The organism is Micromonospora sp. PTRAS2, assembly GCF_054052245.1.
On the sequence record NZ_JBSWBU010000001.1, the window covers coordinates 277,382 to 292,238 of the forward strand.

The 14,857-nt window shown below is 75.0% G+C and carries 16 protein-coding genes; 7 read left to right on the forward strand and 9 right to left on the reverse strand.

The window, feature by feature from the left end:
- Positions 1 to 11: 11 nt before the first annotated feature.
- Positions 12 to 635 (forward strand): hemerythrin domain-containing protein, encoded by a 624-nt coding sequence (locus tag ACVMYR_RS01315; protein ID WP_457120913.1) that lies wholly within the window; start codon positions 12 to 14, stop codon positions 633 to 635.
- 97 nt (positions 636 to 732) lie between these two features.
- Here ACVMYR_RS01315 and ACVMYR_RS01320 read toward each other — a convergent pair whose 3' ends face one another.
- The 3 genes from ACVMYR_RS01320 to ACVMYR_RS01330 all read right to left on the reverse strand — a co-directional run bounded on the left by ACVMYR_RS01320 (position 733) and on the right by ACVMYR_RS01330 (position 2,669).
- Entirely contained in the window at positions 733 to 975 is a 243-nt protein-coding gene (locus tag ACVMYR_RS01320; RefSeq protein WP_077935820.1) for a ferredoxin, read from the reverse strand.
- 19 nt (positions 976 to 994) lie between these two features.
- The gene (locus tag ACVMYR_RS01325) at positions 995 to 2,197 is read right to left on the reverse strand and encodes a cytochrome P450 (protein WP_396788867.1); all 1,203 of its coding nucleotides are present in this window, start codon (positions 2,195 to 2,197) and stop codon (positions 995 to 997) included.
- 286 nt (positions 2,198 to 2,483) lie between these two features.
- Complete coding sequence (locus ACVMYR_RS01330; RefSeq protein ID WP_077935818.1) at positions 2,484 to 2,669, reverse strand: antitoxin; 186 nt, start codon at positions 2,667 to 2,669, stop codon at positions 2,484 to 2,486.
- Positions 2,670 to 2,856: 187 nt separating this feature from the next.
- On the opposite strand from ACVMYR_RS01330, the gene ACVMYR_RS01335 reads away from it, so the two are divergent.
- Positions 2,857 to 4,107, forward strand: a complete 1,251-nt coding sequence (locus tag ACVMYR_RS01335) for an AI-2E family transporter (RefSeq protein ID WP_457120914.1) — start codon at positions 2,857 to 2,859, stop codon at positions 4,105 to 4,107.
- A gap of 48 nt (positions 4,108 to 4,155) precedes the next feature.
- Here ACVMYR_RS01335 and ACVMYR_RS01340 read toward each other — a convergent pair whose 3' ends face one another.
- Positions 4,156 to 4,839 carry a dienelactone hydrolase family protein gene (locus tag ACVMYR_RS01340; protein WP_363629514.1) on the reverse strand — a complete coding sequence of 228 codons (684 nt, stop codon included), beginning with the start codon at positions 4,837 to 4,839 and terminating at the stop codon, positions 4,156 to 4,158.
- A gap of 129 nt (positions 4,840 to 4,968) precedes the next feature.
- Between ACVMYR_RS01340 and ACVMYR_RS01345 the strand changes: the two genes are divergently transcribed.
- From ACVMYR_RS01345 to ACVMYR_RS01355, 3 genes are all read left to right on the forward strand, one after another.
- The gene (locus ACVMYR_RS01345; RefSeq protein ID WP_043961587.1) at positions 4,969 to 5,361 is read left to right on the forward strand and encodes a MerR family transcriptional regulator; all 393 of its coding nucleotides are present in this window, start codon (positions 4,969 to 4,971) and stop codon (positions 5,359 to 5,361) included.
- Complete coding sequence (gene trxA, locus ACVMYR_RS01350) at positions 5,331 to 5,687, forward strand: thioredoxin (RefSeq protein ID WP_457120915.1); 357 nt, start codon at positions 5,331 to 5,333, stop codon at positions 5,685 to 5,687. Before ACVMYR_RS01345 ends, trxA begins: the two co-directional genes overlap by 31 nt.
- Before the next feature lie 130 nt (positions 5,688 to 5,817).
- Positions 5,818 to 6,000, forward strand: coding sequence for a hypothetical protein (locus tag ACVMYR_RS01355; protein ID WP_043961585.1), 183 nt, complete (start codon positions 5,818 to 5,820; stop codon positions 5,998 to 6,000).
- Between the two features lie 62 nt (positions 6,001 to 6,062).
- Here the strand turns inward: ACVMYR_RS01355 and ACVMYR_RS01360 are convergent, their stop codons facing one another.
- The 3 genes from ACVMYR_RS01360 to ACVMYR_RS01370 all read right to left on the reverse strand — a co-directional run bounded on the left by ACVMYR_RS01360 (position 6,063) and on the right by ACVMYR_RS01370 (position 9,810).
- Positions 6,063 to 8,435 carry a glycoside hydrolase family 65 protein gene (locus tag ACVMYR_RS01360; RefSeq protein ID WP_077935815.1) on the reverse strand — a complete coding sequence of 791 codons (2,373 nt, stop codon included), beginning with the start codon at positions 8,433 to 8,435 and terminating at the stop codon, positions 6,063 to 6,065.
- Positions 8,432 to 9,184, reverse strand: coding sequence for a beta-phosphoglucomutase family hydrolase (locus tag ACVMYR_RS01365; protein ID WP_457120916.1), 753 nt, complete (start codon positions 9,182 to 9,184; stop codon positions 8,432 to 8,434). Before ACVMYR_RS01365 ends, ACVMYR_RS01360 begins: the two co-directional genes overlap by 4 nt.
- A gap of 158 nt (positions 9,185 to 9,342) precedes the next feature.
- A complete protein-coding gene (locus tag ACVMYR_RS01370; RefSeq protein ID WP_431891811.1) occupies positions 9,343 to 9,810 on the reverse strand; it encodes a DUF4442 domain-containing protein in 468 nt (155 codons plus the stop codon).
- Positions 9,811 to 9,934: 124 nt separating this feature from the next.
- Here ACVMYR_RS01370 and ACVMYR_RS01375 point away from each other — a divergent pair, with 124 nt between their 5' ends.
- Positions 9,935 to 10,582, forward strand: coding sequence for a hypothetical protein (locus ACVMYR_RS01375; protein WP_457120917.1), 648 nt, complete (start codon positions 9,935 to 9,937; stop codon positions 10,580 to 10,582).
- On the forward strand, positions 10,579 to 13,695 hold the full coding sequence (locus ACVMYR_RS01380) for a M48 family metalloprotease (protein WP_457120918.1): 3,117 nt from the start codon (positions 10,579 to 10,581) through the stop codon (positions 13,693 to 13,695). Before ACVMYR_RS01375 ends, ACVMYR_RS01380 begins: the two co-directional genes overlap by 4 nt.
- A 46-nt stretch (positions 13,696 to 13,741) precedes the next feature.
- Here the strand turns inward: ACVMYR_RS01380 and ACVMYR_RS01385 are convergent, their stop codons facing one another.
- Both ACVMYR_RS01385 and ACVMYR_RS01390 read right to left on the reverse strand, forming a co-directional pair.
- On the reverse strand, positions 13,742 to 13,930 hold the full coding sequence (locus ACVMYR_RS01385; protein ID WP_077935810.1) for a DUF397 domain-containing protein: 189 nt from the start codon (positions 13,928 to 13,930) through the stop codon (positions 13,742 to 13,744).
- Positions 13,921 to 14,724, reverse strand: coding sequence for a helix-turn-helix domain-containing protein (locus ACVMYR_RS01390; RefSeq protein ID WP_457120919.1), 804 nt, complete (start codon positions 14,722 to 14,724; stop codon positions 13,921 to 13,923). The genes ACVMYR_RS01385 and ACVMYR_RS01390 overlap by 10 nt, the downstream gene beginning before the upstream one ends.
- Positions 14,725 to 14,857: the final 133 nt, after the last annotated feature.

Here is a 14,857-nt window from a genome sequence, read left to right on the forward strand (position 1 = left end):
GGGGCACCGACATGACCGACCCGCAGAGCAGGACCGACCACCCGCAGGGCGTGACCGACCAGGACGTCGTGGACGTACTCGTCGCCGACCACCGCGAGGTGGAGGCGATCTTCGTGGAGCTGGAGGGCCGGCAGGGCGCCCCGGAGCACCGCCGGCAGCTCGCCGACGTGGTGATCGCCGAACTGGTCCGCCACTCGGTCGCCGAGGAGCAGTACGTCTACCCGGCCGCCCGCCGGGCGCTGCCCGACGGCGACCAGCTCGCCGAGCACGAGATCGCCGAGCACGCCGAAGCCGAGCGGACCATGAAGGAGCTGGAGTCGGTCGACCCGTCGGAGGCCCGGTTCGAGCCGCTGCTGGCCCACCTGACCAAGGCCATCCGCCACCACGTGCAGGAGGAGGAGTCCGACCTGTTCCCCCGGCTGCGCGCCGCGATGGCCCGGGAGGAACTGGTGGAGCTGGCCGGCAGGGTGCAGGCGGCGAAGAGGTCGGCACCGACCCGGCCGCACCCGGCCGCGCCGGACCACCCGCCGGCGAACCGGCTGCTCGCCCCCGGCACCGGCCTGGTGGACCGGCTCCGGGACGCCCTCAGCGGCCGGCCCACCTCCATGGAGGAGCTGCGCGAGAAGCAGCTCTGACGACAGGACTCGCGCCGCCGCCTGCCGGGCCCTCCCCCCGGGCGACCCGGCAGGTGGCGATGCATTCGTCCTCAGTGGATGGTGGGTGCGTCGCCCGTCAGGGTTCGGGGGCGATCCGCCGGCGGCTGTCCGCCTCGGAGACGAGGATCGCCTCCATCGGGCAGGAGTCGGCCGCGTCGAGCACCGCCTGCGCCGGGGACACCCGCTCGGCCAGCGGGCGGGACAACCCGTCCACCAGGCCGAAGTGCCTGGGTGCCGTGCCGGCGCAGATGCCCGAGCCGATGCACCGGGTCGGGTCCACGTGCAGCCGCCACCCCGGGCCGGACTGCCCTTCCTCCATGCTCACCTGATCCTCCCCCTCACCAGGCCACCGGCATCGCGGTGAGGCCGCGTACCAGCAGGCCGCTCTTCCAGACCAGCTCCGGCTCGGGCACCGCCAGGCGCAGCCCCGGGGTGCGGTCGAGCAGCGTGTCCAGCACCACCTGAAGCTCCATCCGGGCGAGCTGGGCGCCGACGCAGTGGTGCACCCCGTGCCCGAAGCCCAGGTGCGGGTTGACCTCCCGTCCCAGGTCGAGCCGGTCGGCGTCGGCGAAGACCGTCTCGTCGCGGTTGGCCGACGGGATCGACACGACCACCGGCTCACCCGCGCGCACGAGCACGCCGCCGATCTCGACGTCCTCCTTCGCGTAGCGGGCGAAGGCGGCGGTCGCGCCGAGCGGGACGAAGCGCATCAGCTCCTCGACCGCGCGGGGCACCAGCGTCCGGTCGGCCCGCAGGCGGGCCCACTCGTCGGGGTGCTGCAGCAGGACGTACGCGAAGTTGGGGATCTGCGTGACGGTGGTCTCGTGGCCGGCGGCGAGCAGCCCCGCCGCGAGCTGGACCACCTCCTCCTCGCTGAGCCGGTCGTCGGCGTCGCGGGCCCGGACCATCGCGCCGATCAGGTCGTCGGTGGGTTCGTCGCGCCGCCGCGCGATCAGCTCACCCATGTACGCGAACAGGTTGTCGATGTACTGCTGGATCCGCTCCGGACTGAGCGAGGTGGTCGAGACGATCGCCTCCGACCAGGTGTGGAACCGATCCTGGTCGGCGACCGGCACCCCGAGCAGGTCGCAGATGACCCGGATCGGCAGCGGGGTGGCCACGTGCTCCACCAGGTCGGCCGGCGGGCCGGCGGCGAGCAGGTTGTCGACCAGCTCGTCGGCGATCTGCCGGGTGCGGGGCCGCAGCTCCTCGACCCGGCGCGCGGTGAACGCGCGGGCCACGAGCCGGCGCAGGCGGGTGTGGTCGGGCGGGTCCATGGACAGGATGCCGCCCTGGATCTGCCGCGCGGTGTTGCGCGGCTCGTCGCGCCCCACGGCGGCGGCCCGGCTGAACCGGGCGTCGCCGAGCACGGTACGAACGTCGGCGTGCCGGGTGGCCAGCCACGCCGGTTCGCCGTACGGCAGGCGGACCCGGATCAGCGGCTCGTCCCGGCGCAACCGGGCGTAGCGCGGATCGAGGTTGAGCCGGTCGGGATCGCCGAACGGGTAGCGCTGGATCGTCGCCTCGGATGTGTCGGTCACCGGATGACTCCCTCTCGTCCGCGGCCCCGCCGTCGGGCCGCCCGGTCCGCCGGGGCGACCCACCTGGAGTCATGCCCCGAATACGGATCGTAGCGAGAGAGTTCGATGATCGGCCAGTGAGCGGGGCCGGATTTCCGGCCCGGGTCGCCTTGACGAGAGTTCCCCCTGGCCCGCCCCGGCGCGGTGGGCCGCTCCGACGCGACGGCCGCCCCGGCGCGACGGCTGCTCCGACACGACGGTCCCGGGGCGCCTGGCGTGGCGGCCCGGGACCGGAGGCGGGTCGGGGTCAGCGCGGCGAGGTGTCGCCCTCGCCGGTGCGCCGCTGGGCCATGTCGACACCCTTGTCGATCTGCTTGTCGTACTTGCCGCCGCTGCGCTGGTCGGCCATGTCGCCGGCCTTCTCGATGCCCTGGTCGACCTGCTTGTCGTGCTTGTCGGCGAGGTCCTTGGCCTTGTCCATGAAGTCACTCACGCGCTTCTCCTCCTCGGGCTGGATCCCTCTGCTGGATCCCTCCGCTGGGGTCCTGACCGAAGCGTTCCCTCCCCCCACCCGCACAAACCGCCGCCGGGTCGGCCGCGCCCGCCGACCTTGGACAGTTCGCGTTCCGCCCGAACGACAACCGTCAAGATTGGTACGAGGTGGGGCGGGTGTCGGGGAGGTGAGGTTCGGGTACGGGGGACTCGCCGAGAAGTGGGAGGGTGACGTGGTCGACGACGGTGCCGGGGGTACGACGGACGACGGGCGACACAGCCAGTCGGCGACGGGAGACGAGCGAGACACCCCGCCGACGACGGACGACGGGCAGCTCGCCCGGCGGGTCGCGGTCGACGCCAGCGGCGCGTGGCCGCGCCAGGCGTGGGCCGGGCTGCCGTGGCTGGTCCGCTCGGCCGTGCTGTGGAGCGCCTGCCTGGTGGTGGTTGTCGCCGGGCTGTACCTGGTCGGGAAGATCGCCGTGTTGCTGGCCCCGCTGGCGATCGCGCTGGCCGCGACGCTCTTCCTCACCGCCCTGCTCGACCCGGTGCTGCTCCTGCTGCGCCGGCTCCGGCTGCCGGCGGCGCTGGCCGCCCTGCTCACCGTGCTGTTCCTGCTCGGCATCCTGGTCGGCGTCGGGGTGCTGGTGTGGAACCTGACCGCCAGCCAGTTCAGCGAGCTGAGCCAGGAGCTGGACCAGGGTCTCCAGCGGACGCGGGACTTCGTCACCTCCACCCTCCCGGTGACCGACGACCAGCTCGACAAGCTGATCCGGCAGACCCGGGACGGGCTGGGCGGCGCCCCCGACCCGGTCGGCGGGGCGCGGACGGCCGCCGAGGTCGCCGGTTCCGTCCTGCTCTCCCTGGTGCTGCTCTTCTTCCTGCTCAAGGACGGCCGGTCCATGTGGCACTGGGTGCTGCGCCGCACGGCCGGCCCCAACCGGGACGTCGCCGCCGAGGCCGGCCGGGTGGGCTGGCGGACGCTCGGCGCGTACAGCCGGGGGACGATGATCATCGCGGCGATCGACGCGCTCGGGATCGGCCTGGCCCTGGTGCTGCTCCGGGTGCCGCTCGCCCTGCCGCTGGCCCTGATCACCTTCCTCGGCGGGTTCGTCCCCATCATCGGGGCCACCGTGGCCGGGGCGGTGGCGGTGCTGGTGGCGCTCGCCGCGAAGGGGCCGACCGTCGCGCTGCTCACGCTGGCCGCCGTGATCGCCGTCCAGCAGATCGAGGGCAACCTGCTGGAGCCGCTGGTGATGAAGCGGCAGGTCCAGCTGCATCCGGCGGTGGTCCTGGTGGCGGTGACGGCCGGCACGCTGATCGCCGGCATCGCCGGGGCGTTCGTCTCGGTGCCGATCACGGCGGTCGTGTACCGGGTGATCGACACCGTGCAGCGGCACCGGCAGGCCGCCGCCGCCCGACCGCCCGCACCGGCCTGAGACCCGCCTACCCCGCTCGGACCCGGCGGGCCCGGGGCGCGGGCGCGGTCAGGTGGGCGGGCGCAGGTGGGTGGCGAACCAGTCGGCCGCCGCGTCGGCTACCTGCTCCAGCGCGCCCGGCTCCTCGAACAGGTGGGTCGCGCCGGGCACCACCCGCAGCTCGCCGACGTCGCCCAGCTCCGCCTTCGCCTGCTCGTTGAGCGTGATCACCTGCTCGTCCAGCCCGCCCACCAGCAGCAGCGTCGGGGCGGCCACCCGGGGCAGGGCGGCGCCGGCCAGGTCCGGTCGGCCGCCCCGGGAGACCACGGCCCGCACCCGCTCGGGGCGGGCCGCCGCGGCGACCAGCGCGGCGGCGGCACCGGTGCTCGCGCCGAACAGGCCCACCGGCAACCGGGCCAGCGTCGGCTCGACGGCCATCCAGTCGACGATCGCGGCCAGCCGGTCGGCGAGCAGCCCGATGTCGAACCGGAGTTCGGCCGTACGGGCGTCGACCCGGTCCTCCTCCGGCGTGAGCAGGTCCACCAGCACCGTGCCGAGCGCCCGCCCGTTCAGCACCCCCGCCACCGCCGTGTTGCGGGGGCTGTGCCGGGAGCTGCCGCTGCCGTGCGCGAAGAGCACGACCCCCGTGGCCCCGGCCGGGACCAGGACGTCGGCCGGCAGCCCGGCGTCACCCGCCGGGATCGTGACCTCGCCACCCCGGGTCGTCGTGCCCACCTGTCCCCGTGCCGCCATCGCACATCCTCCCCACGGCTTCCGCCTCGTCCGGCGTCGCTTACCCGCCCCGGCGGCCGGGATTCGCCGTTGCCTTGACATCGGCGGCAAGGTCTAGCGTTGCGGTCGGTGGCGGGTGAAGGAGGTCGGATGCTGATCGGTGAGCTTGCGGAACGCGCCGGCACGAGCACCCGGACCCTGCGGTACTACGAGTCGCAGGGGCTGGTCCGGCCCCGCCGCTCCGCCAACGGCTACCGCGTCTACGACGAGGCGGAGCTGCGCGTCGTACACGAGATCCGGGCCCTGCTCGCGGTGGGCTTCGGCCTGGACGACATCCGGCCGTTCGTGGCCTGCCTCCGGGCCGGGCACGCCTCCGGGGACGTCTGCCCGGACTCGGTGGCCGTGCTGCGTCGCAAGCTGGCCGAGGTGGACGCCTACCTCGACCGGCTCGGCGCGGTGCGGCGACAGCTGCACGACCAACTCGCCCAGGCCATCGCGTACCGGGAGGAAACATGCCTCAGGAAACGGGAACCACCCCGCTGACCGCCGTCACCGACGCCTCGTTCGCCACGACGGTGCTCGCCGCCGACCGGCCGGTGGTCGTCGACTTCTGGGCCGAGTGGTGCCCGCCGTGCGTGGCGGTCTCCCGGAGCCTCGCCGAGCTGGCCGGGGAGTTCGGCGACCGGTTGCGCATCGTCACGCTCAACACCGACGAGAACCCGGCGACGACCCGGGCGTACCAGGTGATGTCGATGCCGACCCTGCTGGTGTTCCGCGACGGGGAGGTGGTCGGCTCCACTGTCGGGGCCCGCCCCAAGAGCAACCTGCGGCTGAGCTTCGCCCGGCACCTGGAGCCCTGGCGGCCCTGACCCGGCCAGCCGCCCGGCGCTACCCCCATGCCGCCGGCCGCCGCTGCGGTTTGCCGCCGGGCCGGGCGGGAAGGCCCGGGGTGACCGCAGCACCGGCGCAGCCGCGCCCCGACGGATCGCGAGGATCGTCATGGCCCGACGACAGGACAGGTCCAAGCAGCAGACCGCCGAGCGGGACGAACAGCGGGAACGGGACGCCGAGCGCAGCCGGGACTGGGCGGACGAGGCGGCGCAGGCCCGCACCGCCGACGACCCGAGGGCCGTCGCCCCGCACGACGCGGCCGGTCGCCCCTCGAACGGGCGGCAGTTCTGACCCCTCCCGGTCGGTCGGGGAAGCGCCCCGGCCGACCGGGAACGCCCGCCGGGCGGACGGGCTCAGCCGAGGTGTTCCGGCAGGTGGAGCAGGGGTGCCCGGCCGGGCGGCTGCTCCGGCTCGGTGCTCGGCGGCGTGAGCGGCGGCACCGGCACGGTGACCGGCTCGGCGCAGGTCACCCGCACCTTCTCGCCGTGGTGCCGCAGCTCCACCCCGTCGCCGGAGCAGCCGTGACGCAGCGCGTACGTCGTCTGGTGTGCCCGGACGTCGACCCGCAGCCGCAGCCCCCGCCACTGCAACGAGAACTCCAGCCGGTCGAGCCGGCTCGGCAGCCGGGGCGCGAACGTCAGCAGCCCGTCGTGGTCGCGCAGCCCGCCGAACCCGGCGACCAGGGCGATCCACGCCCCGGCGAGGGACGCCATGTGCACGCCGTCGCGGGTGTTCTCGTTGAGGTCGTGCAGGTCCATCAGCGCGGCCTCGCGCAGGTACCGGTGGGCCAGCTCCAGGTAGCCGACCTCGGCGGCGATCACCGCCTGCGTGCAGGCCGACAGCGACGAGTCCCGCACGGTGCGCCGCTCGCAGTAGAGGAAGTTGCGCCGCTTCTGCTCCTCGGTGAACGCGTCCCCCCGCCAGTGCATGGCGAGCACCAGGTCGGCCTGCTTGATGACCTGCTTGCGATACAGGTCGAAGTACGGGTAGTGCAGCAGCAGCGGGTACTTCTCGGTGGGCGTGTGCTCGAAGTCCCACTCCTGGAGCCGGGTGAACCCCTCCACCTGCTCGTGCACCTCGACGCCCTCGTCGTACGGGACGCACATCGCGTTCGCCGCGTCCCGCCAGGCCGCCGCCTCCTCCTCGGTGACCCCGAGGTCGATCGCCTGGTCCCGGAACCGCATCGCGCACTCGGCGGCGGTGAGCAGGTTCCGTTGCGCCATCAGGTTGGTGTAGACGTTGTCGTTCTTCACGGCCGTGTACTCGTCGGGGCCGGTCACGCCGTCGATGTGGAACCGGCCCTGCCGGTCGTGGTGGCCGAGGGAACGCCACAGCCGGGCCGTCTCGATCAGCAGCTCCAGGCCGATCTCCCGCTCCAGCCCCTCGTCGCCGGTGACCAGCACGTACCGGCGCAGCGCGTCGGCCACGTCGGCGGCGATGTGGAACGCCGCCGTCCCCGCCGGCCAGTACGCCGACGACTCCGGCCCCTCGATCGTGCGCCACGGGAACGCCGCCCCGGCCAGGTTCAGCGTGCGGGCCCGCTCCTGCGCCTGCGCGAGGGTGGAGTACCGCCAGTACAGGGCGTCGCGCACCGCGCCCGGCTGGGTGTAGGTGAGCACCGGCAGCACGAACATCTCGGTGTCCCAGAACGCGTGCCCGTCGTACCCCGGGCCGGTGAGGCCCTTCGCGGAGATCGGCCGGCGCTCGGCCCGCGCCCCGGCCTGGAGCACGTGGAACAGCCCGAACCGCACCGCCTGCTGCACCTCCGGGTCGCCCTCGACCCGGACGTCGGCGGCGTCCCAGAACTCGTCGAGGTATTCCCGCTGCTCCCGGCGCAGCCCGTCCCAGCTGTCGAGGCGGGCCGCGGCGAGGGCCGCGCCGACCTGGTCGCGCAGCGCCGGCAGCGACCGGCGGCTCGACCAGCCGTACGCCAGGTACTTGACCACCCGCAGCTTCTCGCCGGGCTTGAGCACGCAGCCGACGGTGGTGCGGACCCAGTCCTCGTACCCCTCGGTGGTGACGGTGGTGTGCTCCGGGGCGTGCACGTCGTGGTCCATGGCGGCGGCCACCCGCAGCCCGCTGACCTTGGTGCGGTGGATGAGCAGCCCGCCGTCGTTGGTGGTCAGTTCCTCCTCGGCCTGCAACGGCGACTCCAGCACCGCCGCCACCCGGGGGTCGCGGCTTTGCGCCGGCAGGGACTCGTTGGCCACCAGCTCCGACTGGAGGATCAGCCGCAGGGGCCCGTCGACCGCCTCCACCTCGTAGTTGATGGCGGCGACGGAGCGCTGGGTGAACGACACCAGCCGCGTGCTGCGCACCTTGACCTCGCGCCCGGCCGGGGTGCGCCAGTGCAGCTCCCGGTGCAGGGTGCCGGCGCGCAGGTCGAGGACCCGCTCGTGGGCGAGGAGTTCGCCGTACCGGACGTCGAGGGGCTCGTCGTCGACGAGCAGCCGGATCAGCTTGCCGTTGGTGACGTTGACGATGGTCTGGCCGGACTCGGGGAAGCCGAACCCGGCCTCCGCGTACGGCAGGGGGCGCAGCTCGTAGAAGCTGTTCAGGTACGTCCCGGGCAGGCCGTGCGGCTCGCCCTCGTCGAGGTTGCCGCGCAGGCCGATGTGCCCGTTGGAGAGCGCGAAGACCGACTCGGACTGGGCCAGGACGTCCATGTCGAGCCGGGTCTCGCGGATGTGCCAGGGCTCCACCGGATAGGCGCGTTCCCGGATCATGCGTCGGGCCTCCTGTCCACCAGGTCGGCGAGGTCGGTCACCACGACGTCCGCCCCGTGCGCGCGCAGCTCGTCGGCCTGGCCCACCCGGTCGACGCCCACGACGTACCCGAATCCGCCGGCCCGGCCGGCGGCCACCCCGGCGAGGGCGTCCTCGAAGACGGCGGCCTGCGCGGGGTCGACGCCGAGCAGCTTCGCGCCGGCCAGGAACGTGTCGGGGTGCGGCTTGCCGCGCAGCCCCTGCTCGCGGGCGACCACCCCGTCGACCCGGGCCTCCAGCAGCGACTCCAGCCCGGCGGCGGCGACGACGTCGCGGCAGTTGGCGCTGGCCGAGACGACGGCGCGGCGCAGGCCGGCGGCGGCCGCCGCCCGCAGGTACGTCACGGAGCCCGGGTAGACCTCGACCCCGTCGGTGTGGATGCGCTTGAGCAGGACGGCGTTCTTCCGGTTGCCGACGCCGTTGACGGTGTCCGCGTCGGGCGGGTCATCGGGCGAGCCCTCCGGCAGGACGATGCCCCGGGAGGCGAGGAACGACCGCACCCCGTCGGCGCGGGGCTTGCCGTCGACGTACCGGTTGTAGTCGGGCCCCGGGTCGAACGGCCGGTACGGCTCTCCGGTGGCCGCCGCGCGACGCTTCAGGAACGCGTCGAACGTCTCGGTCCATGCGGCGTTGTGCACCCGGGCGGTCTGCGTCAGCACACCGTCCAGGTCGAAGAGACACGCGGTCACGTGAGCAGGCAGGCCCAGCACGGTACGAATCTATCCACCCCCGGAACCCCCCAAACCCCTTTGCGAAGGAAGGGCCCCCTGTTAACGCATACGGTATAGAAGGGCACCCTTCTCACCACGCGAGGCGGCGCGAGGCGCGGCGGCGCGCGGCGCGGCGGGCGCGGGGGTCAGGGCACCGGTCAGCGGTGGGGGCGCAGCGTCCAGACGACCGTCATCGCCGAGGTCGGCGTGCCGTCCTCGGTGGCGATCTCGACGTCGACCGGGAACTCGGGCCGCCGGCCGGCCTCCAGTTCCGCGACCACCTCGGGCGCCGGCCGGCCGAGCCGCGCGGTGGCCAGCACCGCACCCATCGCCACCTTCCCGTACGCGATCTCGGCCCGCACCGCCAGCGGCACCGCCCGGTCGAGGAGCTGCCCGAACGCGGCGAGCACCACCGCGCCGGAGGCGGTCTCGCCGAGGGCGAACATCGCTGCGGCGTGCGGGCCGCCGACGTGGTTGTGGGTGGCCGGCGAGTCGGGCAGCCGGACCACGGCGCGCACGCCGCCGTCGGCCTCGGGGGCCACCTCGACGAATTCGACGCCGAGCGTGCGGGCGAACGGCACCGCCTCCAGCATGCCGGCGGCGACCTGGCGCGAGTCGATGGTCATACCCGCACGTTACTCCGCAGTAACTTCCGGCTCAAGCGTCGGCTGCGGGGGCCAGCGGGTGGAAGTGTTCGGTTCCTGACCCGACGCTGTCGGAAGCTGGCGCGGCGGCGGCACGATGGGGAGCGTGATCGATGCACAGCAGCGCGCCGCAGCCCTCGTCGTCGACGCCGCGCGCCGCGCGGTGACCGGCTACGCCCCGGAGGAGCTGGAGGTGTTCGACGGGGTGGCCGCCGGCTGGCGGGAACAGGCCGCGAGGGGGGCCCGGCAGCAGGAGGCCCCGGGCAGCGCGGTCGGCTTCGGCATCGACACCGCGCTCGTCAGCGAGCTGTTCCTCCAGGCCACGTCCGCCGCCGTGACCGAGGTGCTCGTGCTCGGCGTGACGGGGGCCGGCGCGGGGCTCCGGGCCAGGTGGCTGCGACGCCGCGGCCGGGACGCGACGACGGCCGGGCCGACGGAAGCGCTCGAACCGACGGAGGCGCCCGAACCGACGGAGGCGCCCGAACCGACGAGGCCGGCCGGCGAATCCGCGAAGGCCGCCAGCGGACCGGAGGGACCGGCCACCGGATCGGCGGGACCCGCAGCCGGCACCGGACCGACGGCACCGGGGGCAGACACCGGGCCGGCCGACGGGCTCGGGTTGACCGGCCCCCAGGTGGCCGCACTCCAACAGGCGTGCCGCCGGCACGCGCTCGCGCTGGGCCTGCCGGCGGACGCGGCCGATCTGCTGGCCGACGCCCTGGTGGGCGCGCTGGCCGCACCGGGCGACCGGTGACCCGGCCGGCCGGCACACCCGAGGCGGGCCGCGACCAGCCCCCGCCACCCCAGGACCGCGACGAGCCCCCGCCACCCGAGGACCGCGACCCGACGACGACGTCCCAGGGCCGCGACACGACGCCACCCGACGACCGCGACACGACGACGCCCGGTCACGACGGCGACGGCGGCACGCCGTACCGGCTGGGCTGGCTGTACCTGCTCGTCGTCGCGGCGCTGGTCGCCGTCGGGATCAGGGCGGGTGACCTGCTCTTCCTCGCCAACCGGGCGTGGAGCCTGCCCTGGGCAGCCGCCTTCGCCGAGTGCGAGCTGGCATACGGGGCGACCGCCACAAATCCCGTCCCGCCCGGGTTCACCGACTGCATGGCCGGTCCGGCCCGAGAACGTGGGTTGGTCATGCTCGGGGCGGTGGGCGTGGTGCTGGCCGGCGCGGCCCTGTTGCTGCTGCTGGTGCCGGCGGTCGACCAGTGGCGGCTGCGCCGGCACCGGGGCCGGTTCGCCGTGCCGGGGGCGGCCGACCGGTTCGCCGTGCTCTGCGACGACAACGGGCTGACCGGCCGCAATCGGCCACGCCTGCTCATCGCCGGCCCGCCGGTCCGGCAGGCGTTCACCATCGGGGTCGTCGGCCGGCGGCCGCTCGTCGTGCTCCCGGCGGGGGTGGCCGTGGCGTACCGCGACCCGGCCCGGTTCGACCCGGTCGTGCAGCACGAGCTCGCCCACGTGCGGGCCCGCGACGTGACCTGGGTGGCCGCCGTACGGGGACTCGTCTGGTTGCCCGTGCCCGCGATCGCCGCCGGCGTACTCGTGGAGGTCGCCTCCAACCGGCTGATGTTCCCACTCGGCGACGGGCCGCCGCAGGTCGACCCCGGAGCAACGGTCGCCCTCCTGGGTGGCTCGCTGCTCACGGTCCTGCTCCTGGCGGGCCTGGTCGCGCTCCTGGCGGCCAGCCTGCTCCGGATGCGTGAGCGGGAGGCGGACCGGCACGCGGCCCGGGCCGGCCAGGCGGACGCGCTGGCCACGCTGCTGACCGACGCCGTTGCCCGGACCGCACCGGGTGGCAACCCGGTGGCCGCCGCGCTGCGCCGCCCGTTCGCCCACCATCCCCGGCCGCTGGACCGGGTCCGGGCGCTGCGGCGTCCGTACGGCGTGCGCGACGGTGACCTGGTGCAGGGGCTGGCCGTCGGCGCGGTGACCGTCGTGGCGATGGCCGCCGCCGCGAACGTCACCCGGGAAATGCACTACGCGGCGCAGGGCTGGCTGCCTGCGGGGGTTGCCGCCTGGGTCGGTGCCGCGCTGCTCGTCGGCGGGCTCCTGCCGTCGCTGCTCCGCCGCGCGGAGTCGGCCCGGCGGACCGGAGTGCCGGCCACGTGGTGGCGGCCGGTCGCGGGCACGGCGACCGGCCTGTTCGTGGCCGCGTTCGGCACGGCGATGCTCCCCCTGCCCGGGGCCAACGGACTGTTCCTGACGCCGGGGACGGCGGACGGCCTGCTGTTCGCCGCCGCTTCCGCAGCGCTGGGCGCGGGCGCGGCCGGCCTCTGCGTGGCCCTCGCGACCGTGCTGGTCGGGCCGAGGCCCGCGGCAGGCCCGGCACGGGCTGCGGGGCGGCTCGCCGGGCACCTCGTGGCGATCGCCGCCACGGCGGTCCTGCTGTGGCCGCTGCCCTTACTCGCTGCGGTGTTGCACACGGACCTCCCGGAAGCGTTCCGGGCCTGGCTGGTCTACTCGCTGCCGAAAGCCGGCTGGCCGGCCGCGCTCGCGCTGCTGGCGCTGCTCGCAGCGCGGTTGCTCCCCACCGGACCGGGTGCACTGCGCCGGGTTGCCGGGTCGATGGAGGCGCAGGTGGTCGCGCTCGCCGCGCTCGTCGGCGGCACCGCCGCGATCCTGCGTACCCAACTCGATCCGCCCGCGACCATCGACGAGGCGCTCCGCGCGGCGCAGGCGCGGTGGCTGCTCTGCGCCCTGACCGGCTGGGTCGTCCTGCTCGCGACCGCGACGAGGCCGGGCCCGCGGGCCCTCGCCCGTGGGCTGCTCGCCGCCGGGTCCGCGACGGTTCTGGCCGGCTTCCTCCAGTACGCGCACTCGGCCGTGACCGGACGCTCGGCCGACGCCCTGGCCCTGCGACTCGCCGTCGGGACGCCCCTGGTCTGGCTGCTGTTCCTGGCGGCGCTCACGTCGGCCGTCCTGCTGCTGCGCCCGGCCCGCGCCGTGCCGCCCGGCCGGGTTCCGGAGCCGCCCGACCGCCCAGCGCTGCCGGGGCGGCTGGTCGTGCCGGCGACCGGGCTGGTCATCGGCCTGCTGGCCGGGGTCGTCCTCGGCCCGGGAGTGCCCGGCAGCTACGCGCCGGTGCCGCTGCCCGCCGCCCTCCCGTCGGCTCCGCCGGACGGCACCGGCACCGGCACCGCCGCGCCGGCCGGTTCGCCGGGGCCCGGCGCGGGCGGGACGATCCCCGCCGCTCCGACGACGACCACGGATCCGGCGCGCACGGGGCCACCGACCGTCGGCACCTCCGCCGAAGCCGGTCGTTTGCTCACCGGCACCGAGGCCCGGAAGGTCGCGCGGGCGGTCCGGTCGGCGCTGCCCAGGTCGTGGGTCTCCGAGGAGGCCGGGCCGGCCACCGAGTCCCGGATCGAGCCGGCCGCCTGCCGCCCGCTGGCCCGGGACGCCTACCTCGACGGGCTGAAGCCCGGCGAGCGGGCAGCCGCCGAGGCGCGCTACTCCACGCCGCCGGGCCAGGTCGGCATCGCGTCGACCACGGCGAAGGTGACCGTCGCCTCGTACGCCGAGCCGGTGCCCGCCTCCGTGTTCGCCGCCGCGGAGGCCGACCGCGCCGCGTGCCGGCGGTTCACCGGCAGCAACGACGACGGCCCGCCCGTGCGGTTCGCGGTGCGCGCCCGGCCGGCGCCGGCGGTCGGCGAGCAGTCCTGGCGCGTCGACTATGGGCTCTCGGTCGGCAGCGGGGTCAACGAGATCACCGGCAGCAGCGCGTTCGTCATGGTCCGGGTGGGCCACAACCTCGTCACGCTCACCGTGACCTCGGTGTCGCGGCCCCTGGACGAGCGGCTCGTCGCCGACGCGCTGACCGCCGTCGCGCGCGCCCTCGACCGGCCCTGACCCGAACGCCCCTGGCGGGCGGCGGCGGCTCAGCGGTGCGCGTGCCTCAGCGGTGCTTCGCGTGGGCGACGAACGCCGCCCAGCTCGCCGGGGCGAACACCAGCACCGGGCCCCGCCGGTCCTTGCTGTCGCGCACCGCGACCGCCCCCGGCAGGTTGTCGGCCACCTCCACGCAGTCGCCCTGGTTGCCGCTGCTGCGGGAGCTCTTGCGCCAGGTCGCGCCGGTCAGGTCCATGCCTCTGCCGCCTCCGTGATCGCCGTGAGCGTGGCACCGTGCGGCAGCGCCTCCGCCCGCACGGACTCCCACACCTGCCGCAGCGAGTGTATGTCCACTGTGCGCTCCACGATGGTGCCCTGCAACTGGTTGTCCAGGTAACCGACGTCGTTCGCCTCGGGCAGGGTGGCGAGCACGAACGCGCCGTTGAGCCCCGGGTACGCGCCGGTGCCGCGCGGCACCAGGTGCAGGTGCACCCGGGGGCGGCGGCCCATCTCGACCAGGTGCCGCAGCTGCTCGCGCATCACGGCGGGCCCGCCGACGGGGCGTTCCAGCACGGTGTAATCGAGCACGGCCACGAGCTGCGGCGGGGCAGGCCGGTCGAGCACCGCCTGCCGGGCCAGCCGCGCGGCGAGGGGCGGTTCGATCGCCTCGCCGACGAGCTGGGCCGCGCCCTCGTAGAGCGCGCGGGCGTACCCCTCGGTCTGCAGCAGGCCCGGCACGACCAGCGGCTGGAAGCTGCGCAGCGTGGTGGCCTCCTGCTCGATGGTCACCCACTCGCGGAACCACGGCATGAGGCTCTCCCGCACCAGCGTGTCCCGGATGCGCACCAGCAGCCCCTCGCCGCCCAGCGTGTCGTCGCACCGCTGGGTGAATTCCTCCCGGGGCGGGCGGCGGCACTGCTCGACCGCCGCCACGAGCGACGCCGAGTAGTTGACCCGCTCGCCGAGGGCCTCCTGCGACAGGCCCGCGCCCGTCCGCAGGCGGCGCAGCTCGCCGGCGAACAGCTCCAACATGGGGATCCGATGGCTCATCTGCACACCTCTGCACGCACGCCCCGGCCGATCCGGACGGCCGGGCTGGTGGGAGCGGAAAGACTTCTGAGAGTAGTACCGCGATCAGCAGACTGTCACACAGCGGGGCCGCTGCCGCTTCCACCCCCGGGAA

Coding starts and splice junctions, on each gene's coding strand:
- ACVMYR_RS01315 (WP_457120913.1), top strand. CDS start 12: ATGACCGACCCGCAGAGCAGGACCGACCACCCGCAGGGCGTGACCGAC.
- ACVMYR_RS01320 (WP_077935820.1), bottom strand. CDS start 975: ATGGAGGAAGGGCAGTCCGGCCCGGGGTGGCGGCTGCACGTGGACCCG.
- ACVMYR_RS01340 (WP_363629514.1), bottom strand. CDS start 4,839: ATGGCGGCACGGGGACAGGTGGGCACGACGACCCGGGGTGGCGAGGTC.
- ACVMYR_RS01345 (WP_043961587.1), top strand. CDS start 4,969: ATGCTGATCGGTGAGCTTGCGGAACGCGCCGGCACGAGCACCCGGACC.
- trxA (WP_457120915.1), top strand. CDS start 5,331: ATGCCTCAGGAAACGGGAACCACCCCGCTGACCGCCGTCACCGACGCC.
- ACVMYR_RS01355 (WP_043961585.1), top strand. CDS start 5,818: ATGGCCCGACGACAGGACAGGTCCAAGCAGCAGACCGCCGAGCGGGAC.
- ACVMYR_RS01360 (WP_077935815.1), bottom strand. CDS start 8,435: ATGATCCGGGAACGCGCCTATCCGGTGGAGCCCTGGCACATCCGCGAG.
- ACVMYR_RS01370 (WP_431891811.1), bottom strand. CDS start 9,810: ATGACCATCGACTCGCGCCAGGTCGCCGCCGGCATGCTGGAGGCGGTG.
- ACVMYR_RS01385 (WP_077935810.1), bottom strand. CDS start 13,930: ATGGACCTGACCGGCGCGACCTGGCGCAAGAGCTCCCGCAGCAGCGGC.
- ACVMYR_RS01390 (WP_457120919.1), bottom strand. CDS start 14,724: ATGAGCCATCGGATCCCCATGTTGGAGCTGTTCGCCGGCGAGCTGCGC.